Origin of the sequence: Vibrio sp. RC586, assembly GCF_000176715.1 — a bacterium.
In the GTDB taxonomy this organism is placed as follows: Bacteria; Pseudomonadota; Gammaproteobacteria; order Enterobacterales; family Vibrionaceae; genus Vibrio.
The window spans coordinates 857,905-884,597 of the sequence record NZ_ADBD01000007.1 but is presented as its reverse complement, the minus strand read 5'-3'; the positions used below and the strand labels follow the sequence as shown (position 1 = coordinate 884,597).

Genomic DNA, 26,693 nt, shown 5'->3' with positions numbered 1-26,693 from the left:
CCGGTTTGATGAAGGAAAGGGCAATCATCATAGCAGCTGAAATCACAGTGGAAGAGTAAGAATAGGGGTAAAGTTTAGGGCTCGGATTACCTATTTAATCCCTTTCCTAACTGATGTCATTGAGGTGTTGGTTGCCTTTACGACCCTCTATCGCATAGAGAATTTATGCTTCGGCAGGACTTCCACTTGCTGGCTACTTGCAACACCAAGTCGTTTGGGTACAAAGCGTAGAAATCACAAAAAAGCCCAAAGCGGTGCTCTGGGCTTTTGAAGACTTTACTTCTTAACTGATTGGCGTAGCGTTTTCGCTTTATTTTTTCCAACCACCCGTGTTGAGCGCGGGGTTAAGAATCTTATTTTTTCAGGTCTGAAGAGTGTTGAGACAGGAATGCTGCAACACCTTTTGGTGATGCTTCCATACCTGCTTTACCTGCTTCCCATTGTGCTGGGCACACTTCGCCGTGAGTTTGGTGGAAGTTCAGTGCATCAACCATGCGCAGCATTTCGTCGATGTTACGACCTAGTGGTAGATCGTTAACCACTTGGTGGCGAACCATACCTGCTTCATCGATCAGGAATGAACCACGGAAAGCAACGCCTGCTTCTGGGTGCTCTACATCGTAAGCTTTACAGATTTCGTGTTTAACGTCTGCAACCAGTGGGTATTTCACTTGACCGATACCGCCGTTTTCAACAGCAGTGTTACGCCATGCGTTGTGAGAAAACTGAGAGTCGATAGACACGCCGATCACTTCTACGCCTTTCGCGATGAAGTCTTCGTAACGGTTGTCGAATGCAATCAGCTCAGATGGGCAAACGAAAGTGAAGTCTAGTGGGTAGAAGAAAACAACGGCTTTCTTACCTTTTGTAAACTCAGCGAAGTTGAAGTTTTCAACGATTTCACCGTTACCCAGAACAGCTGCAGCAGTAAAATCAGGGGCTTTGCGACCAACTAGTACCATTATTTTGCTCCTAAGAAGTATGGTAATTGCTAAGACGTGATTTCGATTCACGGCTCAGTCCGTATTTGAACGGGACAAACTATAGTACAGATTGTAGGATCGAAAAAAGCGAATTAAATAGATTGAGTTAATCGAAAAAAGCGATAAATATGAGAAGCGTTAGCTGTGAAGCAAGTTTGACCTAAGGTACTGATAAGAACATGAGTAAGTGGCCGAGTCTAAAACAATTATCCTATTTAGTGACATTGTATGAAACACGTCATTTTAGTGAGGCAGCCGAGCGCTGTTTTGTCAGTCAATCCACGCTGAGCAAAGGTATTCAAAACCTTGAAGAGTTGATTGGGTGCCCATTATATGAAAAGCAGGATAAGAAGAGTCCGCTGGTCTTTACACGGGCTGGAGAGTTGGTGGTCAAGCATGGGCGTGAGTTATTGGCTAAAGGCCAGGATTTGGTCGAGCTAGGTAAGCTTTGCCAAGGCGACGGAATGGAAGGGCAACTTCGACTGGGTTGCATTCCCACTATAGCGCCTTTTTTACTTGGTGATTTGGTGCAAGAGATCAACCAACGCTACCCCAAACTGCACCTACTGTTGCGTGAAGATACCACCAGCAACCTGCTTTCGGCACTGCGCAGTGGTGAGTTGGATGTGTTGATCCTGGCGCTTCCGGTTGAAATCGGCAATATGGAAAAGCGTATTGTTGGACATGATCCGTTTCGCATGGTGATCAGCCGTCATCAGGCTGATCGAATTCGTGTCCCAATCAAATATGATGATTTGCCCGATGAATCGGTCTTTTTACTTGAGAATGAGCATTGCCTTACCGAGCATGCGGTATCGGCCTGCAAGTTAACCGATAAAGAGAAAATAAACCCATTTACCGCCACCAGTTTGCATACATTGGTACAAATGGTTGCCAACGGTTTAGGTACAACTTTTATCCCACAAATGGCGATTGATCACGGCTTGCTGGATAATCAGAATTTAGTCGTTGTCGATCCACCTGGTCAAAAAGCGTATCGGGAAATTGGCTTGGTTTGGCGACCAAGTTCCTCTCGGACGCACACTTTTGAACAATTGTCTCAAGTGGTTTCTGAGCTGCTTTAGCGATTGGTCGTACATTCAAAGTGTTTAGTTGCTAGTGAAAGCACGCCGTATATGGTGTGCTTTTTAGCATTTTATGTGGTTAGTAATTTTTTTATTGTGAAATTTCACAAATCAAAATTGGTGGGGCTTTCATAAAATTGTAAATATTCACAATGTCAATTTTACACATTCTGCTTTCAATACTGTTTAAATCACCTTCTAATTCCTCTTCTCTAGCCCAATAAAAACTGGCCTTTTAGTTCTGTCTAATAATTTAAACATCCGTTTTACGGCCTTTTTCTACCTCAATTTGTGTGTAATTTAATTTCGTAATTAATTACATTTTTTGGGCTGTTTCTAATGTTATTTCTGTAACCGAAGAAAACTTTGAATTTAACGCTTGATTAACTTTTGCACTTTCGTGAAAAGGCTTTGTGGGTTAAGGTTTATTGGCGTTGTTAAGACTTATGTCTAGTGCCTTACTTCTTGCAAATGGAGTTGCTTTAGGTGACTTTTATGCACAGAGAGAAGCAAGAAAAGTAACTGGAATTTGTTGTTTTAAAGTTACAAATGATTTTTGGTGAGCGTTTCAAGGATGGAATTTATGTCAACCAATACTGCCGAATTAACTCAACAATCAACTGCAGCAAAAACGCCCCAAGGCAAGCTTGATGTGGTGGGTACCCTTTCGCCCGAACATCAAGCGATTTTCCCTGTCGAAGCCCAAACTTTTTTACATCATATCTGTGAGCGCTTTGCATCACGAGTGGATGAACTTTTGACCTTACGCGAACAAAAACAAACGCTTATCGATCAAGGTCAGCTACCTGATTTTCTTCCCGAAACCAAAGATATTCGTGAAGGAAGCTGGAAGATTCTCGGCATTCCCGAAGATCTGCAAGATCGCCGTGTAGAGATCACGGGGCCAACGGATCGCAAAATGGTGATTAATGCACTGAACGCGAATGTGAAAGTCTTTATGGCTGATTTTGAAGATTCGATGTCACCTGCGTGGGACAAAGTGCTCGATGGGCAGATCAACCTGCGTGATGCGATTCTAGGTAGCATAAGCTATACCAATCCAGATAATGGCAAGCGTTATGAGCTCAATGCCAACCCAGCGGTGCTTATCTGCCGCGTGCGCGGTCTGCACCTCAAAGAAAAACATGTCACTTACAACGGCTTGGCGATTCCCGGTTCACTGTTCGATTTTGCGCTCTATTTTTACAACAACCATCGCGCACTGTTGAAAAAAGGCAGTGGCCCTTATTTCTACCTACCTAAGCTGCAAGCTTATCAAGAGGCGCAGTGGTGGAGCGAGGTATTCCATTTCACGGAAGATTATTGTGGCTTAGACACAGGCACCATCAAAGCAACGGTGTTGATTGAAACTCTGCCTGCGGTATTTCAGATGGATGAGATTCTGTTCTCACTTAAAGAGCACATTGTCGGTCTGAACTGTGGACGCTGGGATTATATTTTCAGCTACATCAAAACCTTGAAAAAGCATCCCGATCGCGTATTGCCGGATCGCCAAGTGGTGACTATGGATAAGCCTTTCCTCAATGCGTATTCCCGTTTGTTGATTTACACCTGTCATAAACGCGGCGCATTTGCGATGGGTGGGATGGCTGCGTTTATTCCAGCCAAAGATCCTGCGGTCAATGAACAAGTGCTACAAAAAATTCGCGGTGACAAAATGCTTGAAGCGACCAACGGCCATGATGGCACTTGGGTGGCTCACCCCGGTTTAGCCGATACCGCAATGGCGGTGTTTGATGAAGTACTTGGTGAGCGCAAAAACCAGCTCAATGTGAGCCGAATGTCTGATGCGCCTATCAGTGCGGCCGATCTTTTAGCACCTTGTGATGGTCCGCGTACTGAACAGGGGATGCGTCATAACATTCGTGTTGCGCTGCAATACATCGAAGCATGGATTTCTGGCAACGGTTGTGTGCCGATCTACGGCTTGATGGAGGATGCCGCAACGGCAGAGATTTCACGCGCTTCGATTTGGCAATGGATCCAACACGGCAAAACGTTAGATAACGGGCAAGTGGTCACTAACGAACTGTTTCGCGACTACCTCAAACAAGAGATTGAGGTGGTGAAAAGCGAAGTGGGTGAGTCCCGTTTTGCACAAGGACGTTTTACTGAAGCGGCCGAATTGATGGAGCGCTTAACGACCAGCCAAGAGCTACCGAATTTCTTAACCATACCGGGCTACGACTACTTGCCGTAGGCCTCTATAACACTAGTAACGTGAAAAACAGCAGTAACGTGAAACTACTTTACGATCAGCGTGCGCAGTACTGATCGAACAAGGAATCGAGCTGCCAGCAGGCAACCAATATACAAGAGGGATAGATTATGACACTGACTCGTCGCCAACAAATTGAAGCGTTAGAAAAAGATTGGGCAACCAACCCACGCTGGAAAAATGTGAAACGTACCTACACCGCAGAAGAAGTGGTGAGCTTGCGTGGCTCGATCGTACCTGCCAACACCATTGCACAACGTGGTGCAGACAAATTGTGGGAACTGGTGAATGGTTCAGCCAAAAAAGGTTATGTGAACTGTTTGGGCGCACTCACTGGCGGCCAAGCGGTTCAACAAGCCAAGGCGGGCATTGAAGCGATTTATCTCTCTGGCTGGCAAGTGGCGGCAGATAACAACACCGCAGGCACCATGTACCCAGACCAATCTCTCTATCCGGTTGACTCAGTACCTTCTGTGGTGCGCCGTATTAACAACGCGTTTCGTCGCGCCGATCAAATCCAGTGGTCAAGCGGCAAATCACCTGCGGATGAAGGTGGCATTGATTACTTCCTCCCGATTGTAGCAGATGCGGAAGCGGGTTTTGGTGGCGTACTCAACGCCTATGAGTTGATGAAATCGATGATTGAAGCGGGCGCTGCTGGCGTTCACTTTGAAGACCAACTGGCTTCCGTGAAAAAATGTGGTCACATGGGTGGCAAAGTGTTAGTACCGACTCAAGAAGCCGTGCAGAAGCTGATTGCAGCACGTTTGGCCGCTGATGTTGCAGGCACGACTACGTTAGTGATTGCTCGCACTGATGCCAACGCTGCGGATTTGCTCACTTCAGACAGCGATCCCTATGATGCCGATTTCGTAACCGGTGAGCGTACTTCCGAAGGTTTTTACCGTGTACGTGCTGGCATTGACCAAGCGATTTCTCGCGGCTTAGCTTATGCACCTTACGCAGATTTGGTGTGGTGTGAAACTGCGAAGCCGGATCTGGAAGAAGCGCGTAAATTTGCTGAAGCGATTCATGCGCAATATCCTGATCAACTGCTGGCTTACAACTGCTCACCTTCGTTCAACTGGGAGAAGAATTTGGATGCGAAAACCATCGCGCATTTCCAACAAGCCTTGTCGGATATGGGTTACAAGTACCAGTTCATCACGTTAGCGGGCATTCACAATATGTGGTTCAACATGTTTGAGTTAGCACATGCTTACGCGCAAGGCGAAGGTATGCGTCACTATGTGGAAATGGTTCAGCGTCGAGAGTTTGAAGCGGCAGAAAAAGGCTACACCTTCGTGGCGCACCAACAAGAAGTGGGAACAGGGTACTTCGATAAGATGACCAATACCATTCAAGGTGGCAATAGTTCAGTGACAGCTCTGAAAGGCTCTACCGAAGAAGATCAATTTCACTAATCGATAATCCACAATTCTGTGCGAACCTTGGCGGCCGAATGGCCGCCTTTTTTGTCATCCATAACCTAAACCACCGCCAATGGCGGTGGTGGTTTTGAGAAAAATGTATCTTATTAAAAAGAGCGTCTTTAGAGCTTAAAGAAACGTAATAAACTTTTTTGCTCTTCGACTAATTCACCTAACCGCTCACTGGATTGTTTACTCTCGGCTATGCCAGATACATTCTGGTGTACCAAAGTAAAGGCGTGGCTGATGTTAGATGAAATATCTTTTGTGACCCCTGATTGCTCTTCAGACGCTGTTGCAACATGGGTGTTCATATCCGAAATTGTGGAGACGGAATGACTGATCGCTTCAAAAGCGGCATGGAGACGGCGGCTGATATCGCGAGAATCATCGACCAAAGAAATGTTGGATTGCATGAAATCATTCGCGTGCTCCGCTTGTTTTTGCAGCCGACTAATAATGTCCTTGATATCCAAAGTGGATTTTTGGGTTTTTACCGCCAACGAGCGTACTTCATCGGCGACTACCGCAAACCCTCTTCCTTGTTCGCCCGCTCGTGCTGCCTCAATGGCCGCATTGAGGGCTAATAGGTTGGTTTGTTCAGAGATGTTGTTGATGACCTCAACCACAGAACCAATTTCAATTGAGTAGCCATGCAGTTGGTTGACGATCTGTGTGGTTTCACTGATCGAATTAGCAATCGAATTAGCGATGTTATCGGAAGCAGCTAACGCAGATTTACTTTCGGAAACGTTACCATTGGCTTGATTGGCGGCATCTTCTGCGTTGTTGGCGTTCATGCTGACTTCATTGGCAGTGCTAGAAAGTTCGGTGATCGCCGTTGCAATTTGCTCAATTTGATGTAGCTCCTGCTGAGCATTTTTCTCTGACTGTTCGACCACGCTACTCAGTTGCTCTGTAGCGGATGAAACACTGTCAGAAATTTGATGGAAACTGCCGATAATACGTCGCAGTTCTTCGCGCATTTGCAGGGTTGAAAGATAGATTCCAGACTCAGTGCCTGTGAGTCGATGTTGATTGCCTAAGTTACCTTTCGCGATGCTTTGCACAATGGCGGCAATTTCAGCAGGCTCACCCCCCACCACTTTGAGAATGCTGCGATAGATAAACAGAGCGATACTCAGGGCGCAGCTCACTGCAATAAGAGAGAGGATCAGCAACATGGATTGGGTGCTATCAATGTTGTCGACCATCTGGGGTCCTAGCTCATCTTGCACCTGTTTAACATCGAGTTTTACTTGTTCAATCGATGTGGCGGTATCTCTACCTGCAGCATCGAGTTGGGTACGAACGAGTTCATTTCGCTTCTCAATAATTTGCCGTATATCAAGGAAGGCTTTTTGGTATTGAGTAAAGGCATTTAAAAAGGTTTGATACAGCTCGGCATCCTGAGTATTACCCTCGACAAACCCCTTTAACTCTTGAGTCCGTTCTTGGATATAAGCAAATTCTTTTACTGCCTTATCTGCATCATCCTCTACGTTAGTCACTAGGAATTTTACCGCATAGAGACGGGCTAATAAGATATGCTCCTGTGTCTGGCCTGTGGTGACCAACATTTGCATATTTTGTGAAGCTGCAGCTCTATCAACAATATTGCTCATCGCTTGAAGCATAGCGAGTCCGTTTGGGTCGAGGTGCTTACTCACTGCATCGTTACGTCGGTCAATTAATGCCACCACGTTAGCAAAATCACCGCGATAATCGGTCACCTGAGCTTTGATCGTTTGCATTATATCTTCTTGATCTTGCGGTAAATTGAGGCTTAGGGTTTCATCCAATAAGGCAATTGCACTGCTGATTCGTTCTTCTACTTGCTGTTTTAGCAAAGGATCTTGAGATTTGATGAATTTATGAGAGGCAAGCTGCGCATCTAAAATATTGGCTTGTACTCGGCCAATAGCAACACTGGTTACGGCTTGATCTCGATAAGATTTAAATCCTTCTCCAGTGGTTGAAAAACGATAAAAAGAGAGGAGTGAAATGGCTAAAAGTAGAAGTAAAGTTAATCCAAATCCGAGCAAAAGTTGCTGTTTGAGCTTCATGTTTCCCCCTGAAAACAATCCGGTAATGTAAAAAGCCAATGACGAGAATAAGCGGCAAGTTGCATCTTGCCTGTAATGGTATGACTACTAGTATAGTTTCTTATCATTAATAGTAGCTAATTCTGAGATGTGATTTTCTACGAGAGAGTGAAAAATTCTCTCTCTCGTAATGCGGGAGTTAAGCAATCAAAGGAAAAGTTTTAGCGCAGGTTAGCCGTCTAGCTCTTCAGGCTCACTCTCTTCCTGTAACTCAAGCAGATTGATTGCGATGGTGACAAAATCACTGTCGGTAATAATTCCCACCAATTCACCTTTGGCTACGACAGGTAAACAGCCAATTTTGTGCTTTTGCATATAAATAGCACTTTCTTTGAGGCCAGCTTGTGGCGCTACGCTTACCACATCGGTGTGCATCACGTCATATAGCGGTGCCTCAAGTGGATAAGAAGTGATTTGGGTTGAGTGTTGTAAGCTCGATTCTTGAGCGGCCAATAAATCCCGCTGACTAACAATACCGAGCAATTTTTTGTTGGCATCTACCACCGGAATGTGCCGAATATCCAGCGCTTCCATCAGATGTTTTGCATCATTAAGGGTGTGAGTACGTAACAAGGTGTGTGGGTTACGTGTCATCATGTCTTCAACTTTGATCATAGCCAACTCCTTTGGTCAAAGAGATAAATCAGAGTCGGGTTTTTTAACCCTTTCCTGTTAACTATAGTGCTATCGGCATTCAACTTCTGCGAACTGAAACCGAAATATGCGGTTTACTGGTGTTTATCTATGCGGAGTTCGCGCTTTACAAAAGGTTACTTTCAGAGGAGTGCATACTCACGCACCATTCCTGTATCTTGAGCACACTTAGGTATATACTGGCGCGCCGCGAAATCGGGCAACACTACTGATCACTTAATCAAGAAAGAGCCATGCAAGTTTCAGATTTTCACTTTGAACTCCCAGACGAGCTGATTGCTCGTTACCCAAAAGCAGAACGTACCGCGAGCCGATTGCTCCAACTTGACGGCAATAGCGGTCAACTGACGGATGGAACCTTTAAAGATGTTCTCGGATTCGTTGAACCAGGTGATCTGCTGGTGTTTAACAACACGCGAGTGATCCCTGCACGTATGTTTGGGCGCAAAGCCAGCGGTGGCAAGTTGGAAGTGTTGGTGGAGCGCATGCTTGATGAACACACGATTTTGGCGCACGTTCGCTCATCAAAACCGCCAAAGCCGGGCACTGAACTGTATTTAGGCGAAAATGATGAATTTCATGCGGTGATGCAGGCGCGTCACGATGCGTTGTTTGAAATCCGTTTTACTGCGGAAACCGTGGTATTGGATATTCTCAACCAAATTGGCCATATGCCATTGCCGCCTTACATCGATCGTCCTGATGAAGATGCAGATAAAGAGCGTTACCAAACCGTTTACAACCAAAAGCCGGGCGCTGTGGCAGCACCAACGGCCGGTTTGCATTTTGATCAAGCACTGTTGGAGCAGATCCAAGTCAAAGGTGTTGAGTTGGCGTATGTGACTCTGCATGTTGGTGCGGGAACATTCCAACCAGTGCGCGTGGACAATATCCACGATCACCACATGCATGCGGAATACGTAGAAGTGCCGCAAGAAGTGGTGGATGCGGTTGCGGCGACCAAAGCGCGTGGCGGTCGAGTGGTTGCTGTGGGTACCACCTCAGTACGTTCACTCGAAAGTGCGGCGCAAGATGCGCTGCAAAAAGGCACCGAGTTAAAGCCATTTTTTGGTGATACCGAAATCTTCATCTTCCCGGGGTATCAATACCAGTTGGTGGATTGCTTGATCACCAATTTCCACTTGCCTGAATCGACCTTGATCATGCTGGTGAGTGCGTTTGCAGGTTATGAGCACACCATGGCCGCTTATGAACATGCGGTCAAAGAGCAATATCGCTTCTTTAGTTATGGCGATGCGATGTTTATTCGTAAGCAGATGACTAAAGCGTAATCATCGCTGATCACTTGGCGCTGTAGCTTTAAGTGATTGGCGATAACGAAAACGAGTGCTGGCAGTAGCCAGAAAAGGTACAGACCTTTTTCGCAGGGAAACGCGACCGCTCCGCAAAGAGCCTTATTCAATGATATAAGGCTTGGATTGTAGACCTGCTGATGTGGGCAATACGCCACATTGAGTGGGAATAAAACGTCAGACTGTTTCTCTGACATTGGAGGCTTCGTGAAATTAACATTTGAATTGAAAAAGAAAAACGGTAATGCCCGTCGTGGTCAATTGACCTTTGAACGCGGCACAGTGCAAACCCCTGCGTTTATGCCAGTGGGTACTTACGGCACCGTAAAAGGGATGACGCCTGAAGAAGTGAAAGAGACCGGTGCGCAAATTCTGCTCGGTAACACTTTCCACCTATGGCTGCGCCCTGGCCAAGAAGTGATGAAAATGCACGGTGACCTGCACGATTTCATGAACTGGCAAGGTCCTATCTTGACTGATTCAGGCGGTTTTCAGGTATTCAGCTTAGGCGATATTCGTAAGATCACAGAAGAAGGCGTGCATTTCCGTAACCCAGTCAACGGCGACAAAATCTTTATGGATGCCGAGAAGTCGATGGAAATCCAAAAAGATTTAGGCTCAGACATCGTGATGATTTTTGATGAGTGTACGCCATATCCTGCGACCCACGATGAAGCGAAAAAATCGATGGAAATGTCACTGCGTTGGGCAAAGCGCTCACGTGACCACTTCGACAAGCTCGAAAACCCGAACAACCTGTTTGGTATCGTGCAAGGTGGTGTGTATGAAGATTTGCGTGATGTATCGGTAAAAGGTCTGACTGAAATCGGTTTTGATGGTTATGCTGTGGGTGGTCTTGCGGTGGGTGAGCCGAAAGAAGACATGCATCGCGTACTGGAACATACCTGCCCACAACTGCCGGAAGACAAGCCACGTTATCTGATGGGCGTAGGTAAACCGGAAGACTTGGTGGAAGGTGTACGTCGTGGTATCGACATGTTTGACTGCGTAATGCCAACCCGTAACGCACGTAATGGTCACCTGTTTGTGACGGGTGGTGTGATCAAGATCCGTAATGCAGCACATAAAACGGATACAACACCACTCGATCCGCATTGCGACTGTTACACTTGCAAAAATTATTCGAAGTCATACCTGCATCATTTGGATCGTTGTAACGAAATCCTCGGTGCTCGCTTGAATACCATCCATAACTTGCGTTACTACCAACGACTAATGGAAAGTATTCGTAAAGCAATTGATGAAGACCGTTTTGACCAATTTGTAGCCGAGTTCTACGCGCGTCGTAACCGCGAAGTGCCACCACTACAAAAAGACAAAGCCTGATTTCGTGCACTGGGTTGGATTTGTGCGCTAAGCCGCTTGAATTCAACCTTGTGCATCCCAATAGAATCAACATTAAACAACAATAACTTAGAGGACGTTTCTCAATGAGTTTAATTTCTGTAGCACATGCCGCAGGCGAAGGTGCCCCACAAGGTGGCGGTTTTGAAATGATCATCATGCTCGCGATGTTCGCAGTGATCTTCTATTTCATGATCTACCGTCCACAAGCTAAGCGTGTAAAAGAGCACAAAAGCCTGATGTCATCCATGGCAAAAGGCGATGAAGTGCTCACTAGCGGTGGCTTGGTTGGTCGTATCACTAAGATTGCTGAAGACAACGCTTACATCACTATCGAGTTGAACACCAACAACGAAGTTGTGATTAAGAAGGACTTCGTGACTGCAGTGTTGCCAAAAGGTACGCTGAAATCTCTTTAAAACAGCCATAGGATCCTCGCTGTGCTAAACCGTTATCCGTTATGGAAGTATCTGATGGTGGTGTTTACCATCGCCATTGCAGCCTTGTATGCACTTCCAAATATCTACGGTGAAGATCCAGCTATCCAAATTACAGGGGCGCGTGGCGCCTCTGTTGATATGTCAACGCTGGATGCTGTCACCTCTGCGCTCGATAAAGCGCACCTCTCCAAAAAATCCATTGCTCTTGAAAATGGCTCTATCCTTGTTCGTTTCAATGATACGGATACGCAAATCAGCGCCCGAGATATTATCAGCGAAGCACTCGGTAGCGACAAAATCGTTGCGCTCAACCTTGCGCCTTCAACGCCAAACTGGCTTGAGTCGATTGGTGCTGCACCAATGAAACTGGGTCTTGACCTGCGTGGTGGTGTGCACTTCCTGATGGAAGTGGACATGGATGCTGCAATGGAAAAGCTGGTTACTCAACAAGAAGAAGCTTTCCGCGGTGATCTACGTGACGAAAAAATTCGTTATCGTGCGATCCGTCCGTTGCCGGATGCGGTTGAAGTAACCTTACGTGATGCAGAGCAACTGGCACAAACCAAGCTGCTTCTGGAGTCGAAACACCGTGATATGACCTTTACGACTTCAGAAACGGATGGCCGTTTTGTGCTGCTGGCTAAGTTTACCGAAGCTCGCTTACAGGAAATTCGTAACTACGCTGTCGAGCAGAACATCACCATTTTGCGTAATCGTGTGAACGAGCTGGGTGTGGCTGAGCCTCTGGTTCAACGCCAAGGTGCAACGCGTATTGTGGTGGAGCTACCGGGTGTTCAAGATACTGCGCGTGCTAAAGAAATCTTAGGTGCGACCGCAACTCTTGAATTCCGTGAAGTTGACGATAAAGCCGACCTCGCCGCTGCAGCAGCAGGACGTGCGCCAGCAGGAAGCGAAATCAAGTTCGATCGTAATGGCCGTCCTGTGGTGCTGAAAAAGCGCGTGATTCTGGGTGGTTCAAGCATTACCGATGCAAGCTCAAGCGCGGACGAATATGGTCGCCCACAGGTGAACATTTCGCTCGATAGCGAAGGCGGTAACAAAATGTCGGCGTTCTCGAAAAAGAACATTGGCAAGCTGATGGCGACGGTGTTTGCGGAATACAAAGACAGCGGTAAGCGCTCTCCTGAAGGTAAAGTGATCCTGACCAAGCATGAAGAAGTGATTAACCAAGCGACAATTCAGTCGGCACTGGGACGTAACTTCCGTATTACTGGGATTGATTCACCGGCAGAAGCACATAACCTTGCTCTGTTGTTGCGTGCGGGTGCTTTGATTGCACCAATTTCTATCGTTGAAGAGCGCACCATTGGTCCATCAATGGGGCAACAGAATATCGACATGGGTATTCAAGCCTGTATTTGGGGCATGGTAGCTGTAATGCTGTTTACGCTACTTTACTATCGTAAGTTCGGCATGATCGCTAACGTGGCACTAATGGCAAACCTTGTGTTGATCATTGGTGTGATGTCGATGATTCCCGGTGCAACCATGACCTTGCCGGGTATTGCGGGTATCGTGCTGACAGTGGGTATGGCAGTCGATGCCAACGTGCTGATTTTTGAGCGTATTCGTGAAGAGCTACGTGAAGGGAAAAATCCGCAGCAAGCGATTCACCAAGGTTATGCTAACGCATTCAGTACTATTGCCGATGCCAACATCACCACCTTAATTACTGCGATCATTCTGTTTGCCGTAGGTACAGGTGCGATTAAAGGCTTCGCGGTGACGCTGTCTATCGGTATTTTAACCTCTATGTTTACCGCCATTATTGGAACACGTTGTATCGTGAACTTGATGTATGGTGGCAAACGTATCAACAAATTGTCGATCTGAGGCTGGGGTAAGTTATGTTTCAAATCCTAAAAGCAGACAAAATGATCGACTTTATGCGTTGGTCGAAATTCGCCTTTGCTTTGTCGTTGGTGATGATCGCCGCATCGATTTTTACTCTGTCTACCAAATGGCTGAACTGGGGGCTGGATTTCACCGGCGGTACTTTGATTGAAGTGGGCTTTGAACAGCCTGCCAATTTGGAGCAAATCCGTAGCGCTCTTGAAGCTAAAGGCTTTGGTGATGCCACAGTGCAAAACTTTGGTTCTGCACGTGATGTAATGGTACGCCTACGTCCGCGTGATGATATGGCGGGTGAAGCGCTGGGTAACCAGATCCTCGCTGCAATTAAAGAAGGCACCGGTGGTAACGTAGAAATGCGCCGTATCGAATTCGTTGGCCCGAACGTGGGTGATGAACTCACTGAAGCGGGCGGTCTGGCGATTCTGGTCTCTTTGCTGTGTATCTTGCTTTACGTTTCTGTACGCTTTGAATGGCGTTTAGCAGCGGGTGCAGTGCTGGCACTGGCGCATGACGTGATCATCACTCTAGGTATCTTCTCTATCTTACAGATCGAAGTTGACCTGACGATTGTCGCGGCATTGCTGACGGTTGTGGGTTACTCACTCAACGATACCATCGTTGTTTTTGACCGTATCCGTGAAAACTTCCGTAAGATGCGCAAAGAAGAACCGGCAGAGATCATGAACAGCTCAATTACTCAAACCTTGAGCCGTACCCTGATCACCTCAGGTACTACCTTGTTTGTGGTCATTGCACTCTTTACCCAAGGTGGAGCGATGATCCACGGTTTTGCTCTAGCTTTGCTGCTGGGTATTACTGTTGGTACTTATTCTTCTATCTATGTGGCATCAGCACTGGCGCTAAAACTCGGGATTACCCGTGAGCACTTGTTGCCTCCACAAGTAGAGAAAGAGGGTGCTGAATTGGATGAAATGCCTTAATTTCTATTCGATTCCCTGAATGAAAACCGCTGCACTGGCAGCGGTTTTTTTATCAAGCGTATTCCGCGATGGCCTGATTTATCATCAAGTCGTAGACGATGGGGTAATAGAGCTAAAAAAAAGCCCTGCCATAATGGCAGGGCGATATCAGCTGTGACGGAGCAGATATTATTTCAAGATTGCGCTGTTACCGTTTTCACGGATGTGCTGCAGAATGGCTTTCACACCGCGTGGGCTTGATGCCACGATGTTGCCTGATTGCATGTAATCAGTACCGCCAGCAAAGTCAGTTACGATAGCACCCGCTTCACGAGCAATTAGTTCACCCGCAGCCATGTCCCAAGGTTTCAGGCCTAGTTCGAAGTAACCATCAACACGGTTTGCCGCTAGGTAGCACAGATCCAGCGCTGCTGAACCAGTACGACGGAAATCCGCACATTCAACAAACATCGCAGAGAGGATCTTCATGAAAGATTCTGAGTGTTGTTTTTGTTTGAATGGGAAAGCGGTTGCCAAAACTGCGCCTTGCAGATCTTTGATTGGCTGAACGCGAATACGAGCGTTGTTGAGCTGTGCACCAGCACCACGTTGGGCAGTGAACAGTTCGTTAGTCATTGGGTCGTAAACACAAGCGACTTCAGTTTTGCCTCTAAAGCGTACTGCAATAGAAACAGCAAAGTGAGGGAAACCTTTTACAAAGTTAGTGGTGCCATCCAGTGGGTCGATGATCCATTGCACTTCTTTATCTTTACCTTCGATAAGGCCGCCTTCTTCTGCAATGATGCAGTGCTCAGGGTAAGAGCTTTTGATGGTTGAAACGATAATCGCTTCTGCTTCTTTGTCGACGTTAGTCACAAAGTCGTTGCTGCCTTTCTGAGTAGTTTGAATCTTCTCTGCGTTTTCCAGAGATTTGGCAATATGGTTACCTGCTTTTCGCGCGGCGCGAATAGCGATATTTAGCATTGGATGCATACGAGTTTCCCAACGGATGTTAAAGAACGAAAAAGCGGGCGGCAGTATACCAAAACAAATCAAAAAAGGAAGTGGTTATTTTTTGTGCGCTTAGTTGCCCGTCAAGGTAAAGGGTCTGACCATTTTGGTCAGGTTTGTGTTAATATCCCGCGGCTTTGTTTGGAGTACATTTTAGCAAATGATGTTAGAACGCGTGAAAGTCGTATTGGTCGGCACAACTCACTCTGGAAATATTGGTTCGGCCGCTCGGGCGATGAAAGTCATGGGGCTGAGCCAGATGGTGCTGGTCGATCCGCAGTGTCAGGTTGATGCTCAAGCGATCGCGTTAGCCGCGGGGGCAAGTGAAATTGCACTCAATGCGCAAATTTATCCAACGCTGGAAGCCGCCGTTGCCGATTGTGGGTTAGTCGTGGGCACCAGTGCGCGTTCACGTACCCTTGAATGGCCAATGCTTGAGCCACGCGAGTGCGGAGAAAAACTCATCAGCGAAGCCAACCAACATAGTGTGGCTATGGTGTTTGGTCGTGAACGCACTGGCTTGACCAATGAAGAGCTGCAACTGTGTCACTACCACGTGTGTGTGCCTGCTAATCCAGAATACAGCTCGCTCAATTTAGCAATGGCGGTACAACTGCTGAGTTATGAAGTGCGGATGGCCTATCTTGCTTTGCAGCAGAGCTCGCAAAGCAGCACATTGCAGGAAGAGTATCCGCGTCATCAAGAGTTGGAGCGTTTTTATGCCCATCTTGAACAAGTGATAATGCAAACCGAGTTTATTTCTGCGCAGCAGCCGGGGCAGGTGATGAATAAACTGCGCCGCATGTTTACGCGCGCTCGGCCAGAAGCTCAAGAAATCAATATCTTGCGCGGGATCTTAACGTCAGTACAAAAGTCAATCTCACGCAAAGAATAAGCTTATAAGTCTCAGGGTTAAATACCTGACTAAATTAGTCAAATAAATACTTGACCAAAAGAGTCAAGTATGGAAAACTTCCAGCCACATAAACAGTGTGGATACGGTGTGATTATGAGACTGACATCTAAAGGAAGATATGCGGTAACAGCCATGTTAGATGTGGCTCTGCATTCGCAACAAAACCCAGTACCGTTGGCGGACATTTCTGAGCGCCAAGGCATTTCTCTCTCGTACTTAGAGCAGCTTTTTTCTAAGTTACGTAAAGCGGGCTTAGTCGCCAGTGTGCGCGGTCCGGGCGGCGGTTATCGCTTAGGAATGGACTCATACGCCATTTCTATTGGTACTGTGATTGCCGCGGTTGATGAATCGGTCGATGCGACCAAATGCAACGGGAAAGGGGATTGTCAGGGCGGGACTCGCTGCCTGACTCACACACTGTGGCGTGATCTCAGCTCACGCATTACGGATTTTCTCAACAACATCACGCTCGGTGAGCTGATGATGGATAACGAAGTTCTCGAAGTTTCAGATCGTCAAGATCTTCATCTTGCGGTCAGCCAAAGGGTTTCGCAAAACAACTCAAACACAGTCACCATTGGTGCTGCGCCTTTTGGTATTAATGTTCGCTCATAGCGGCAAGGTTTACACTGGAGTAGAAAATGAAACTGCCTATTTATCTAGATTATTCAGCGACATGCCCGGTTGATCCGCGCGTAGCTGAAAAAATGGTTCAGTACATGACGATGGATGGTACCTTCGGTAACCCAGCTTCGCGCTCGCACCGTTATGGCTGGCAGGCAGAAGAAGCGGTAGACACTGCGCGTGAGCAAATCGCAGCCCTGCTGAATGCAGACCCACGTGAAATTGTGTTCACTTCGGGTGCTACTGAATCTGACAACCTCGCGATCAAAGGTGTTGCTCACTTCTATAACAAGCAAGGCAAGCACATCATCACCAGTAAAACCGAACACAAAGCGGTACTGGATACCATGCGCCAACTGGAGCGTGAAGGCTTTGAAGTGACTTATCTTGATCCAGAAAGCAATGGCTTGATCGATCTGGCTAAGCTTGAAGCCGCGATGCGTGATGACACTATTTTGGTTTCTATCATGCACGTGAACAACGAAATCGGCGTGGTACAAGATATCGCAGCGATCGGCGAACTGTGCCGTTCACGTAAAGTGGTGTTCCATGTTGATGCAGCGCAATCCGCGGGTAAAGTAGCGATTGATGTCCAAGAGATGAAGGTTGATCTGATTTCTCTGTCTGCGCACAAAGCCTACGGCCCGAAAGGTATTGGTGCTTTGTATGTACGCCGTAAACCACGTATTCGTCTTGAAGCACAAATGCATGGTGGTGGCCATGAACGTGGTTTCCGTTCTGGTACTCTGCCGACTCACCAAATTGTGGGTATGGGTGAAGCGTTCCGTATCGCGAAGGAAGAGCTGCAGCAAGATTACGATCACGCACTGAAACTGCGTAATCGTCTGCTTGATGGCATTAAAGATATGGAAGCCGTGACCATTAACGGTGATCTGGATCAGCGTGTACCACACAATCTCAACGTCAGTTTTGCGTTTGTAGAAGGTGAATCTCTGCTGATGGCACTGAAAGATCTGGCTGTATCGTCAGGCAGTGCATGTACTTCAGCCAGCCTTGAGCCTTCTTACGTATTGCGCGCTCTGGGTCTTAACGATGAACTGGCACACAGCTCAATTCGCTTCTCTTTTGGTCGTTTCACGACCGAGGCAGAGATTGATTATGCGATCGAACTGATCCGCGTAGCAGTGGATAAACTGCGTGCGATGTCTCCACTTTGGGACATGTACAAAGACGGCGTAGATCTGAACACGGTTGAGTGGGCACACCACTAATCATTCCAAGGTTATAAAGGATTCGAGGTAACGAACATGGCATACAGCGAAAAGGTCATTGACCATTACGAGAACCCACGTAACGTTGGTTCATTTGATAAAGAAGATCCTTCTGTAGGCAGCGGCATGGTTGGCGCACCTGCGTGTGGTGATGTAATGCGTTTGCAGATCAAAGTATCACCAGAAGGCATCATCGAAGATGCAAAATTCAAAACTTACGGCTGTGGTAGCGCAATTGCTTCTAGCTCGCTAGTGACTGAGTGGGTGAAAGGCAAGAGCATTGATGAAGCGGCAGCGATCAAGAACAGCGAAATCGCCGAAGAGCTCGAATTGCCACCGGTGAAAATTCACTGCTCAATCCTAGCCGAAGATGCCATCAAAGCCGCTGTTGCGGACTACAAGAAAAAGCATCAACACTAATTCGTTTGGGAGCGTCGAGCGCTCCCACCCTTTAATTTATTGAAATCATAAGGTTGAAGTATGGCCGTCACTCTTAGCGAAACCGCAGCAAGCCGAGTAAAAACTTTTCTGGATAATCGTGGAAAAGGCATCGGTTTACGTCTTGGTGTCAAGACAACTGGGTGTTCGGGAATGGCGTATGTGCTCGAGTTTGTTGATGATCTCAACGAAGAAGACCACGTATTTGAAAGCCATGGTGTGAAGGTGATCATTGACACCAAAAGCATGGTCTATTTAGATGGCACTCAACTCGATTACAAAAAAGAAGGGTTAAACGAAGGCTTTGAATTCAACAACCCAAATGTCAAAAGCGAATGTGGTTGTGGTGAAAGCTTCAACGTTTAACGGTAACTGACTATCGAGACTGTTCTCGATCACAGGACCGCTATCAAGATGAATTATTTTGAATTATTTGGGCTGCCGATCCAGTTTGAAGTGGATGGTAGCCTTCTTTCTTCTCAGTTCAGAGCGTTGCAGAAACGATTCCATCCGGATAATTTTGCTACCGCTTCTGAGCGTGACCGCCTAATGGCAGTGCAGCAAGCCGCGCAAATTAACGATGCGTATCAGACACTGAAAGATCCACTCCGCCGCGCGGAATATCTGTTGTCGTTACAAGGCATAGAGATGAACGCTGAGCAGCAGACGCTGCAAGATCCGATGTTTCTGATGGAACAGATGGAGCTACGCGAAGAGCTAGAGTCCGTGACGGCTTGTACAGATCCAGAAGCTGCCTTAGTCGCTTTTGACACTAAGGTAACCGCGATGCAGCGTCATTATCTCGCACAGCTACAAGGCCAATTAGCCCAAAGTGAGTGGTTAGCGGCGGCTGATCAGATCAGAAAGCTCAAATTTATTGCCAAACTCAAAAATGAAGTAGAACGAGTCGAAGACCAACTGCTTGGCTAATTCAAGATTCAAAGGAACAACTGATGGCATTACTTCAGATTGCAGAGCCGGGGCAAAGTTCGGCACCACACCAGCATAAGTTGGCTGCGGGTATTGATTTAGGCACCACGAATTCACTGGTCGCTTCTGTGCGCAGCGGAACCGCAAGCACACTCGTCGATAGCCAAGGGCGTAGTATTCTCCCCTCAGTGGTGAACTATGGTGCTGATGCGACTCGTGTCGGCTATCCTGCTCGTGAACAAGCTGAAACCGATCCGCACAACACTGTGATTTCGGTAAAACGTCTGCTTGGACGTTCACTGCAAGACATCAATCAGCGTTATCCTCATCTGCCTTACCGCTTCAAAGCGAGTGAGAAAGGCTTGCCGATTGTGCAAACCGCGCAAGGGGATAAAAACCCTATTCAAATCTCTGCCGATATTTTGAAAGCCTTGGCAGAACGTGCCACCGCCACCTTAGGTGGCGAATTGGCGGGAGTGGTCATCACGGTACCTGCGTATTTTGATGATGCGCAGCGGGTTGCCACCAAAGATGCTGCGGCGTTAGCGGGCTTGCATGTGCTGCGTTTACTCAATGAGCCGACAGCTGCGGCGATTGCTTATGGTTTGGACTCAGGCCAAGAAGGGGTGATCGCGGTCTACGATCTGGGCGGCGGCACCTTCGATATTTCGATTTTACGCCTTTCACGCGGCGTGTTTGAAGTGCTCGCAACCGGTGGTGACTCTGCACTGGGCGGTGATGATTTTGACCATCTGATCGCCGATCACCTGCAAGCACAAATCGGACTCACCAGCTTAACCGCTGAGCAGCAGCGCGCGCTGATTAACGCCGCGACACAAGCCAAAATCGATCTGACTGAACACATGACGGCTGAGCTGAATGTGCTTGGCTGGCAAGGTACGCTTACTCGTGAAGAGTTGGAAAACCTGATTGCACCATTGGTGAAAAAGACCCTGCTTTCTTGCCGCCGCGCATTGAAAGATGCCGGTGTTGAAGCGGATGAGGTGCTCGAAGTCGTGATGGTGGGCGGTTCAACCCGCACACCGTTTGTGCGCGAGCAAGTGGGGGAGTTTTTTGGCCGCACACCACTGACCAGCATTAACCCGGATGAAGTGGTCGCGATTGGTGCGGCGATTCAGGCGGACATTCTGGCCGGTAATAAGCCGGATGCAGAAATGTTGCTGCTCGATGTCATTCCTCTCTCTTTGGGGATTGAAACCATGGGCGGTTTGGTCGAAAAAATCATCCCACGCAACACCACCATTCCTGTTGCTCGCGCGCAAGAGTTTACCACCTTCAAAGATGGGCAAACGGCGATGAGTGTGCATGTGGTACAAGGGGAGCGTGAAATGGTCGATGACTGTCGCTCTCTGGCACGCTTCTCACTCAAAGGTATACCACCGATGGCGGCAGGTGCTGCGCACATTCGCGTGACTTATCAAGTGGATGCGGATGGTTTACTTTCCGTGACGGCTTTGGAAAAAAGCACCGGTGTACAAGCAGAGATTCAAGTTAAGCCATCTTATGGTTTAAGCGATGACGAAGTCACCCAGATGCTCAAAGACTCCATGGCCTATGCTAAAGAGGATATGCTGGCGCGTGCGTTGGCAGAGCAGCGCGTAGAAGCGGATCGCGTGATTGAAGGCTTAGTTTCAGCCCTGCAAGCGGATGGTGATGAACTACTGAGCGAGCAAGAGCGCCAAACTTTATTACAGGCGATCGAGCGCTTGATTGAACTGCGCAATGGCGATAATGCGGATGCCATTGAGCAAGGAATAAAAGACACAGACAAAGCGAGTCAGGATTTTGCGTCAAGACGAATGGATAAGTCGATTCGTAGCGCACTGGCTGGCCACTCCGTTGACGAGATTTGAAGAGACTACCAACATGCCTAAGATTATTGTTTTGCCTCATGAAACCCTTTGCCCGGAAGGCGCAGTGTTAGAAGCGCAAACCGGGGAAACGATTCTTGATGTGGCACTCAAAAACGGTATCGCTATTGAGCATGCGTGTGAGAAATCGTGCGCTTGTACTACTTGCCACTGTATCGTTCGAGAAGGGTTTGATTCACTGGAAGAGAGTGATGAGCTGGAAGACGATATGCTGGATAAAGCTTGGGGTCTGGAGCCAGAATCTCGTCTCAGCTGTCAGGCTCGAGTGGCGGATGAAGATCTCGTCGTCGAGATCCCGAAATACACGCTAAACCACGCAAGCGAAGATCATTAATTCTTAGCCTCGGTCGCAGCCGAGGTAAACCAATAGGAAGGCTAACCATGAAATGGACAGATTCACGCGATATCGCGATTGAGCTGTGTGACAAGTTTCCCGATGTCGATCCCAAAACCGTACGTTTTACCGATCTGCATCGTTGGATCATGGAGTTGGAAGATTTTGACGATGATCCGAATCATTCCAACGAAAAAATCCTCGAAGCCGTCATTCTGTGCTGGATGGATGAATTCGAGTAATTCATCACGTGCAAAATGAAGTGAGTGGTCAATCAATATGGCGCTTGCTTTGTTTAGCCGGGGGAGAAACCCCACAGAGTTAACACTTCTTAGCAAAAAATGCGGACCACTTGGTCCGTTTTTTTATTCGGTTGACATTTTGCCTCGACATAATGCTAACATCTTGGCGATTTAATGAGATGGCACAGGCAAAGCCAATATTTAAGACAAGGAGAAACCATGTCTACACAGATGTCTGTATTTTTGAGTACTCAAGCTGCCCAGCCTCAGTGGGGAGAGAAAGCGCTCATTTCTTTTGCAGAGCAAGGTGCAACCATTCACCTGCAACAAACACAAGATTTCAGCGCGATCCAACGCGCAGCTCGTAAGTTAGATAATCAAGGTATCCGCACGGCATTCCTGGCTGGAGAAGGTTGGGATCTGGAGAGCATTTGGGCTTTCTATCAAGGTTACCGTGATGCGAAAAAGCGCAATACCGTCGAGTGGAAAGCGTTAGCGGCTGCTGAACAAGCAGAGCTAGAAGCGCGCATTAAAGCGACGGATTGGACACGCGATATCATCAACAAAAGCGCGGAAGAAGTTGCACCACGCCAATTGGCGACCATGGCAGCAGAGTTCATCAAATCGCTTGCACCTGATCATGTCTCTTACCGTATCGTCAAAGACAAAGATCTGCTCACTGAAGGGTGGGAGGGGATTTACGCTGTAGGCCGTGGCTCTGAGCGTACGTCGGCGATGCTGCAACTCGACTACAACCCAACGGGCGATGAAAATGCACCGGTATTCGCGTGTTTAGTCGGTAAAGGCATCACTTTTGACTCGGGTGGTTACAGCTTAAAACCTTCCAACATGATGTCAGCGATGAAAGCGGACATGGGCGGCTCAGGCATGATCACTGGTGCGCTCGGTTTGGCTATCATGCGCGGCTTCAACAAGCGCGTGAAACTCATTCTATGCTGCGCGGAAAACATGGTTTCCGGCCGTGCGTTGAAGCTTGGTGACATCATCACCTACAAAAATGGCAAAACCGTTGAAATCATGAACACCGATGCGGAAGGCCGTTTGGTGCTGGCCGATGGTCTTATCTACGCCAGTGAACAGAAACCGCAATTGATTATCGACTGTGCAACCTTAACCGGAGCGGCGAAAAACGCGCTGGGTAATGATTACCACGCACTGCTTTCTTATGATGAGTCGCTGAGCCAACAAGCATTAGCTGCGGCAAAAGAAGAGAATGAAGCGCTGTGGGCTCTGCCTTTAGCTGAGTTCCACCGTGAAATGCTGCCTTCTAACTTTGCGGATCTGTCAAACATTAGTAACGGCGATTACACGCCGGGAGCCAGCACCGCAGCGGCCTTCCTTTCCTATTTCGTGGAAGGCTACCAAAAAGGTTGGCTACACTTCGACTGTTCAGCCACGTATCGCAAGTCAGCCAGCGATAAATGGGCTGCAGGAGCCACGGGCATGGGCGTGAAAATGCTCGCACGTATTTTGATGCAGCAAGCATAAATTTAAAGGCAGCTTGTATAGCTGCCTTGTTTTTATTAAGAGAATTAAAACAAGCACAATAAACAAAAGGAAATTTTATGGCTCTAGAAAGAACGTTTTCGATCATTAAACCGGATGCGGTGAAGCGTAACCTGATTGGTGAGATTTATCATCGTATCGAAAAAGCCGGTTTGCAGATCATTGCAGCGAAAATGGTTCACTTGTCTGAAGAGCAAGCAAGCGGCTTTTACGCTGAGCACGAAGGCAAACCCTTTTTCGAACCCCTGAAAGAATTTATGACTTCAGGTCCGATCATGGTGCAAGTGTTGGAAGGTGAAAACGCCATTGCACGCTACCGTGAATTGATGGGAAAAACCAACCCGGAAGAAGCGGCTTGCGGTACGCTGCGTGCCGATTATGCACTGAGCATGCGCTATAACTCAGTACATGGTAGCGACAGTCCAGCATCAGCCGCTCGTGAAATTGAATTCTTCTTTCCAGAGTCAGAAATCTGTCCTCGTCCATAGCCTTTGAATAGGTCTATTTAGGCTCCCGATGTGGAGCCTAAATTTTGCATAAAAAACAACCTGACAAGAATTAACACCTTAGAAAAGACACGGTTTTGCAGCCCTTGTTGTTGCTGCATAAAGGCTGTACAATTCGCGCCCTTAATTACTGTTCCGTCTTCTTGAGAGGCACCATGACCACAGAAAAAATCAATCTACTCGATTTTGACCGCAAGGGTTTACGTACGTTTTTTGCCGAAGAGCTGGGTGAGAAAGCGTTTCGTGCCGAACAGGTCATGAAGTGGATTTATCACTTTGGTTGTGATGACTTTGATCAAATGAACAACATCAACAAACAACTTCGCGAAAAGCTCAAAGCGAAGTGTGAGATCCGCGCGCCTTATGTTTCGGCAGCGCAACACTCAGCCGATGGCACCATCAAGTGGGCAATGCGTGTGGGTGATCAGGATGTTGAAACCGTTTATATCCCAGAAGAAGATCGCGCGACGCTCTGTGTTTCTTCCCAAGTGGGTTGTGCATTGGAATGTAAATTCTGCTCAACGGCTCAGCAAGGTTTTAACCGTAACCTACGTGTTTCCGAAATCATCGGTCAGGTTTGGCGTGCAGCACGTGAAATCGGCCTAGAGAAAGAAACTGGACGCCGTCCAATCACTAACGTGGTCATGATGGGCATGGGGGAGCCTCTGCTCAACATGAAAAACCTCATCCCTGCGCTAGAGATTATGCTTGATGATCTCGGTTTTGGTCTGTCTAAGCGCCGCGTAACAGTTTCCACCTCCGGTGTGGTTTCTGGTTTAGAGCAGATGATCGGCCAAATTGATGTGGCACTCGCCATCTCATTGCATGCACCAAATGATGAACTGCGCAGCCAAATTATGCCGATCAATGATCGCTGGAACATCCAAGAATTTTTAGCCACAGTGCGCCGCTATATCGCATCATCGAATGCCAACCGTGGCAAGGTGACCGTGGAGTATGTGCTGCTGGATCATGTGAACGATGGAACTGAGCATGCCCATGAACTCGCTGAACTCATGAAAGGCACGCCTTGTAAAATTAACCTGATCCCATTTAACCCGTACCCAGGCTCACCCTACAAGAAGCCAAGTAATTCACGCATCGATCGTTTCCAAAAAACCTTAATGCAATATGAACACACAGTCACGATTCGTAAGACACGTGGTGATGATATTGACGCCGCTTGTGGCCAGTTGGTGGGAGATGTGATTGACCGAACCAAACGAACCAAAGCCAAACAATTTGCTGAACAAGTCATTCCAGTGAAAACACTGTAATTCATCAGCCAGATAAGCCAGAGAAGTTTCTCTGGCTTTATTTTTGCCTAATATAACGACAATTCGCTTATCTTGAATGTCAGATCAAAGAAAAACCTTGAGCTAACTGTGATTTATTGGCCATTTCTTTATTGTTTAGTCAACAATATCTATTAGAATGGGGCAAATTTTCTCAAACTTGATTTGAGTATACCGAAGCTAAGCGCTAACTGATTGCATCGATTAAGCAAAGCTGTCTCATCACTACCTATAATGAAGAATAAAAGTGAGCGACCCAAGCGGCTTAGTCCAGACTAAGAGATTGAATTTACGGATGACTACTGAACAACACGATTACACCCAACCAGAAACCCCTGAGCAAGTGATTGACAAAGTTGCACCAGGTACGCTGCTCAAACAAAAACGTGAAGATTTGGGGTTAACCCAGCGTCAAATTGCGGATCGACTCAGATTACGACTCTCTATTATTCAGAGTATCGAAGAGAACCGTTTTGAAGATGGTCAAGTCGCAACATTCACGCGTGGTTACTTACGCTCTTACGCGAAAGCCGTTGGCATTCGTGAGTCAGAAATTTTGTGCGCCTTTGATGACAGCTACTGTCAGCCGGAGCCCGCACAACCTGATATGAAGAGTTTCTCTAAGAAAACCAAGCGTCAGCTACACGATACTCGCATTATGCTTATCACTTGGGTGGTATTTGCGGTGATTGTCGGTATGTCTACCCTGTGGTGGTGGCAGAACAATCAGAAAAGTAACTTAATTCCTACTCAAACGGTGACAGAAGAAGGCGCGTCTGCAATCGATATGCAACCTGCAGATGAAACAGAGGTTGCCAACGAAGAGTTTGCCACCGTACCACCGCTGAATGATCTCCAAAATAGCGCGCCGCCGAGTGAAGAAACGCCGCTGTTGGAAGTGCCACCGACAACAAGTGAATCCGATGAACTTACCTCTCCGGCATCTAATGGTGCTGAAGTGGCGGCTGAAGCCTCTACTTCAACGGAAGCCGTGGTGACACCGATTGAGCAAACGGAGGCCGTTCCAGCAACGCAGCCTGCAGTTACTACACCTATTACATCTACTGAGCCAGCTATAGCTCCTGTTGAAGAGACTTCTGCGTTATTGGTGATGAACTTTTCCTCTGACTGTTGGATTCAAGTGAAAGATGCAACGGGTAAAACGCTCTCCACTGGAGTTAAAAAAGCCGGACAGAGCATCAGTTTGAATGGTTTGCGCCCATATAAAGTAGTGCTTGGTGCGCCAGAAGGCGTTTCAATCACATTAGCGAGTGAGCCGGTTGACCTTTCTGGGTATACTTCCGGCAAAGTAGCAAGATTGACCTTACCTTAGAAAA

General features: G+C 47.4%; 26 protein-coding genes. 21 read left to right on the top strand and 5 right to left on the bottom strand.

Annotated elements, in window-relative coordinates; translation table 11 throughout:
* Positions 1-353: 353 nt before the first annotated feature.
* On the bottom strand, positions 354-962 hold the full coding sequence (locus tag VOA_RS10290) for a peroxiredoxin C (protein ID WP_000244649.1): 609 nt from the start codon (positions 960-962) through the stop codon (positions 354-356).
* A gap of 200 nt (positions 963-1,162) precedes the next feature.
* Between VOA_RS10290 and VOA_RS0117705 the strand changes: the two genes are divergently transcribed.
* The 3 genes from VOA_RS0117705 (at position 1,163) to aceA (ending at position 5,731) form a co-directional block, all read left to right on the top strand.
* Positions 1,163-2,068: a hydrogen peroxide-inducible genes activator gene (locus VOA_RS0117705; RefSeq protein WP_000049510.1), complete on the top strand. Its 906-nt coding sequence runs from the start codon at positions 1,163-1,165 to the stop codon at positions 2,066-2,068.
* A gap of 583 nt (positions 2,069-2,651) precedes the next feature.
* Entirely contained in the window at positions 2,652-4,289 is a 1,638-nt protein-coding gene (gene aceB, locus VOA_RS10295; protein WP_000106361.1) for a malate synthase A, read from the top strand.
* A 128-nt stretch (positions 4,290-4,417) separates the two neighbouring features.
* Positions 4,418-5,731: an isocitrate lyase gene (aceA, locus tag VOA_RS10300; protein ID WP_000176888.1), complete on the top strand. Its 1,314-nt coding sequence runs from the start codon at positions 4,418-4,420 to the stop codon at positions 5,729-5,731.
* A gap of 128 nt (positions 5,732-5,859) precedes the next feature.
* Here the strand turns inward: aceA and VOA_RS10305 are convergent, their stop codons facing one another.
* Positions 5,860-7,803 carry a methyl-accepting chemotaxis protein gene (locus VOA_RS10305; RefSeq protein WP_000769463.1) on the bottom strand — a complete coding sequence of 648 codons (1,944 nt, stop codon included), beginning with the start codon at positions 7,801-7,803 and terminating at the stop codon, positions 5,860-5,862.
* Positions 7,804-8,013: 210 nt separating this feature from the next.
* Positions 8,014-8,457 carry a CBS domain-containing protein gene (locus VOA_RS10310; protein WP_000598456.1) on the bottom strand — a complete coding sequence of 148 codons (444 nt, stop codon included), beginning with the start codon at positions 8,455-8,457 and terminating at the stop codon, positions 8,014-8,016.
* Positions 8,458-8,729: 272 nt separating this feature from the next.
* Here VOA_RS10310 and queA point away from each other — a divergent pair, with 272 nt between their 5' ends.
* Positions 8,730-9,788: a tRNA preQ1(34) S-adenosylmethionine ribosyltransferase-isomerase QueA gene (gene queA / locus VOA_RS10315; RefSeq protein WP_001198111.1), complete on the top strand. Its 1,059-nt coding sequence runs from the start codon at positions 8,730-8,732 to the stop codon at positions 9,786-9,788.
* Here queA and VOA_RS20005 read toward each other — a convergent pair.
* On the bottom strand, positions 9,743-10,006 hold the full coding sequence (locus VOA_RS20005; protein ID WP_032468186.1) for a hypothetical protein: 264 nt from the start codon (positions 10,004-10,006) through the stop codon (positions 9,743-9,745). The two genes, queA and VOA_RS20005, sit on opposite strands and share 46 nt — an antisense overlap.
* A 10-nt stretch (positions 10,007-10,016) precedes the next feature.
* On the opposite strand from VOA_RS20005, the gene tgt reads away from it, so the two are divergent.
* From tgt to secF, 4 genes are all read left to right on the top strand, one after another.
* Positions 10,017-11,156, top strand: a complete 1,140-nt coding sequence (gene tgt / locus VOA_RS10320) for a tRNA guanosine(34) transglycosylase Tgt (RefSeq protein ID WP_000778618.1) — start codon at positions 10,017-10,019, stop codon at positions 11,154-11,156.
* A 104-nt stretch (positions 11,157-11,260) separates the two neighbouring features.
* Complete coding sequence (gene yajC / locus VOA_RS10325) at positions 11,261-11,593, top strand: preprotein translocase subunit YajC (protein ID WP_000053139.1); 333 nt, start codon at positions 11,261-11,263, stop codon at positions 11,591-11,593.
* 21 nt (positions 11,594-11,614) lie between these two features.
* A complete protein-coding gene (gene secD, locus VOA_RS10330; protein ID WP_083806464.1) occupies positions 11,615-13,468 on the top strand; it encodes a protein translocase subunit SecD in 1,854 nt (617 codons plus the stop codon).
* 14 nt (positions 13,469-13,482) lie between these two features.
* Entirely contained in the window at positions 13,483-14,430 is a 948-nt protein-coding gene (gene secF, locus VOA_RS10335) for a protein translocase subunit SecF (RefSeq protein ID WP_000486403.1), read from the top strand.
* Positions 14,431-14,598: 168 nt separating this feature from the next.
* Here the strand turns inward: secF and suhB are convergent, their stop codons facing one another.
* Positions 14,599-15,402: an inositol-1-monophosphatase gene (gene suhB / locus VOA_RS10340; protein ID WP_000553435.1), complete on the bottom strand. Its 804-nt coding sequence runs from the start codon at positions 15,400-15,402 to the stop codon at positions 14,599-14,601.
* Positions 15,403-15,583: 181 nt separating this feature from the next.
* On the opposite strand from suhB, the gene trmJ reads away from it, so the two are divergent.
* The 13 genes from trmJ (at position 15,584) to rodZ (ending at position 26,689) form a co-directional block, all read left to right on the top strand.
* Positions 15,584-16,315, top strand: a complete 732-nt coding sequence (trmJ, locus tag VOA_RS10345) for a tRNA (cytosine(32)/uridine(32)-2'-O)-methyltransferase TrmJ (RefSeq protein WP_001995075.1) — start codon at positions 15,584-15,586, stop codon at positions 16,313-16,315.
* A 114-nt stretch (positions 16,316-16,429) separates the two neighbouring features.
* Positions 16,430-16,951 (top strand): Fe-S cluster assembly transcriptional regulator IscR, encoded by a 522-nt coding sequence (gene iscR / locus VOA_RS10350; protein WP_001918301.1) that lies wholly within the window; start codon positions 16,430-16,432, stop codon positions 16,949-16,951.
* Between the two features lie 26 nt (positions 16,952-16,977).
* Positions 16,978-18,192 carry an IscS subfamily cysteine desulfurase gene (locus VOA_RS10355; RefSeq protein WP_000775249.1) on the top strand — a complete coding sequence of 405 codons (1,215 nt, stop codon included), beginning with the start codon at positions 16,978-16,980 and terminating at the stop codon, positions 18,190-18,192.
* Positions 18,193-18,228: 36 nt separating this feature from the next.
* A complete protein-coding gene (iscU, locus tag VOA_RS10360; protein ID WP_000331703.1) occupies positions 18,229-18,612 on the top strand; it encodes a Fe-S cluster assembly scaffold IscU in 384 nt (127 codons plus the stop codon).
* 60 nt (positions 18,613-18,672) lie between these two features.
* A complete protein-coding gene (gene iscA, locus VOA_RS10365; protein ID WP_000301571.1) occupies positions 18,673-18,996 on the top strand; it encodes an iron-sulfur cluster assembly protein IscA in 324 nt (107 codons plus the stop codon).
* A 48-nt stretch (positions 18,997-19,044) separates the two neighbouring features.
* Entirely contained in the window at positions 19,045-19,560 is a 516-nt protein-coding gene (gene hscB / locus VOA_RS10370) for a co-chaperone HscB (protein WP_001105755.1), read from the top strand.
* 23 nt (positions 19,561-19,583) lie between these two features.
* Complete coding sequence (gene hscA, locus VOA_RS10375) at positions 19,584-21,434, top strand: Fe-S protein assembly chaperone HscA (RefSeq protein WP_001196556.1); 1,851 nt, start codon at positions 19,584-19,586, stop codon at positions 21,432-21,434.
* Between the two features lie 13 nt (positions 21,435-21,447).
* Positions 21,448-21,786, top strand: a complete 339-nt coding sequence (fdx, locus tag VOA_RS10380; RefSeq protein WP_001124187.1) for an ISC system 2Fe-2S type ferredoxin — start codon at positions 21,448-21,450, stop codon at positions 21,784-21,786.
* A 47-nt stretch (positions 21,787-21,833) separates the two neighbouring features.
* Positions 21,834-22,028, top strand: a complete 195-nt coding sequence (iscX, locus tag VOA_RS10385; RefSeq protein ID WP_000872174.1) for a Fe-S cluster assembly protein IscX — start codon at positions 21,834-21,836, stop codon at positions 22,026-22,028.
* A gap of 219 nt (positions 22,029-22,247) precedes the next feature.
* A complete protein-coding gene (pepB, locus tag VOA_RS10390) occupies positions 22,248-23,537 on the top strand; it encodes an aminopeptidase PepB (RefSeq protein WP_000107234.1) in 1,290 nt (429 codons plus the stop codon).
* Between the two features lie 77 nt (positions 23,538-23,614).
* Complete coding sequence (gene ndk, locus VOA_RS10395; protein ID WP_001162850.1) at positions 23,615-24,043, top strand: nucleoside-diphosphate kinase; 429 nt, start codon at positions 23,615-23,617, stop codon at positions 24,041-24,043.
* Positions 24,044-24,216: 173 nt separating this feature from the next.
* Positions 24,217-25,338, top strand: coding sequence for a bifunctional tRNA (adenosine(37)-C2)-methyltransferase TrmG/ribosomal RNA large subunit methyltransferase RlmN (locus tag VOA_RS10400; RefSeq protein ID WP_000206066.1), 1,122 nt, complete (start codon positions 24,217-24,219; stop codon positions 25,336-25,338).
* Positions 25,339-25,651: 313 nt separating this feature from the next.
* Positions 25,652-26,689: a cytoskeleton protein RodZ gene (gene rodZ, locus VOA_RS10405; protein ID WP_000206167.1), complete on the top strand. Its 1,038-nt coding sequence runs from the start codon at positions 25,652-25,654 to the stop codon at positions 26,687-26,689.
* The last annotated feature ends 4 nt before the right edge of the window (positions 26,690-26,693 follow it).

Coding starts and splice junctions, on each gene's coding strand:
- VOA_RS10290 (WP_000244649.1), bottom strand. CDS start 962: ATGGTACTAGTTGGTCGCAAAGCCCCTGATTTTACTGCTGCAGCTGTT.
- VOA_RS0117705 (WP_000049510.1), top strand. CDS start 1,163: ATGAGTAAGTGGCCGAGTCTAAAACAATTATCCTATTTAGTGACATTG.
- aceB (WP_000106361.1), top strand. CDS start 2,652: ATGTCAACCAATACTGCCGAATTAACTCAACAATCAACTGCAGCAAAA.
- aceA (WP_000176888.1), top strand. CDS start 4,418: ATGACACTGACTCGTCGCCAACAAATTGAAGCGTTAGAAAAAGATTGG.
- VOA_RS10305 (WP_000769463.1), bottom strand. CDS start 7,803: ATGAAGCTCAAACAGCAACTTTTGCTCGGATTTGGATTAACTTTACTT.
- VOA_RS10310 (WP_000598456.1), bottom strand. CDS start 8,457: ATGATCAAAGTTGAAGACATGATGACACGTAACCCACACACCTTGTTA.
- queA (WP_001198111.1), top strand. CDS start 8,730: ATGCAAGTTTCAGATTTTCACTTTGAACTCCCAGACGAGCTGATTGCT.
- VOA_RS20005 (WP_032468186.1), bottom strand. CDS start 10,006: ATGTCAGAGAAACAGTCTGACGTTTTATTCCCACTCAATGTGGCGTAT.
- yajC (WP_000053139.1), top strand. CDS start 11,261: ATGAGTTTAATTTCTGTAGCACATGCCGCAGGCGAAGGTGCCCCACAA.
- secF (WP_000486403.1), top strand. CDS start 13,483: ATGTTTCAAATCCTAAAAGCAGACAAAATGATCGACTTTATGCGTTGG.
- suhB (WP_000553435.1), bottom strand. CDS start 15,402: ATGCATCCAATGCTAAATATCGCTATTCGCGCCGCGCGAAAAGCAGGT.
- trmJ (WP_001995075.1), top strand. CDS start 15,584: ATGTTAGAACGCGTGAAAGTCGTATTGGTCGGCACAACTCACTCTGGA.
- iscR (WP_001918301.1), top strand. CDS start 16,430: ATGAGACTGACATCTAAAGGAAGATATGCGGTAACAGCCATGTTAGAT.
- VOA_RS10355 (WP_000775249.1), top strand. CDS start 16,978: ATGAAACTGCCTATTTATCTAGATTATTCAGCGACATGCCCGGTTGAT.
- iscU (WP_000331703.1), top strand. CDS start 18,229: ATGGCATACAGCGAAAAGGTCATTGACCATTACGAGAACCCACGTAAC.
- iscA (WP_000301571.1), top strand. CDS start 18,673: ATGGCCGTCACTCTTAGCGAAACCGCAGCAAGCCGAGTAAAAACTTTT.
- hscB (WP_001105755.1), top strand. CDS start 19,045: ATGAATTATTTTGAATTATTTGGGCTGCCGATCCAGTTTGAAGTGGAT.
- hscA (WP_001196556.1), top strand. CDS start 19,584: ATGGCATTACTTCAGATTGCAGAGCCGGGGCAAAGTTCGGCACCACAC.
- fdx (WP_001124187.1), top strand. CDS start 21,448: ATGCCTAAGATTATTGTTTTGCCTCATGAAACCCTTTGCCCGGAAGGC.
- iscX (WP_000872174.1), top strand. CDS start 21,834: ATGAAATGGACAGATTCACGCGATATCGCGATTGAGCTGTGTGACAAG.
- pepB (WP_000107234.1), top strand. CDS start 22,248: ATGTCTACACAGATGTCTGTATTTTTGAGTACTCAAGCTGCCCAGCCT.
- ndk (WP_001162850.1), top strand. CDS start 23,615: ATGGCTCTAGAAAGAACGTTTTCGATCATTAAACCGGATGCGGTGAAG.
- VOA_RS10400 (WP_000206066.1), top strand. CDS start 24,217: ATGACCACAGAAAAAATCAATCTACTCGATTTTGACCGCAAGGGTTTA.
- rodZ (WP_000206167.1), top strand. CDS start 25,652: ATGACTACTGAACAACACGATTACACCCAACCAGAAACCCCTGAGCAA.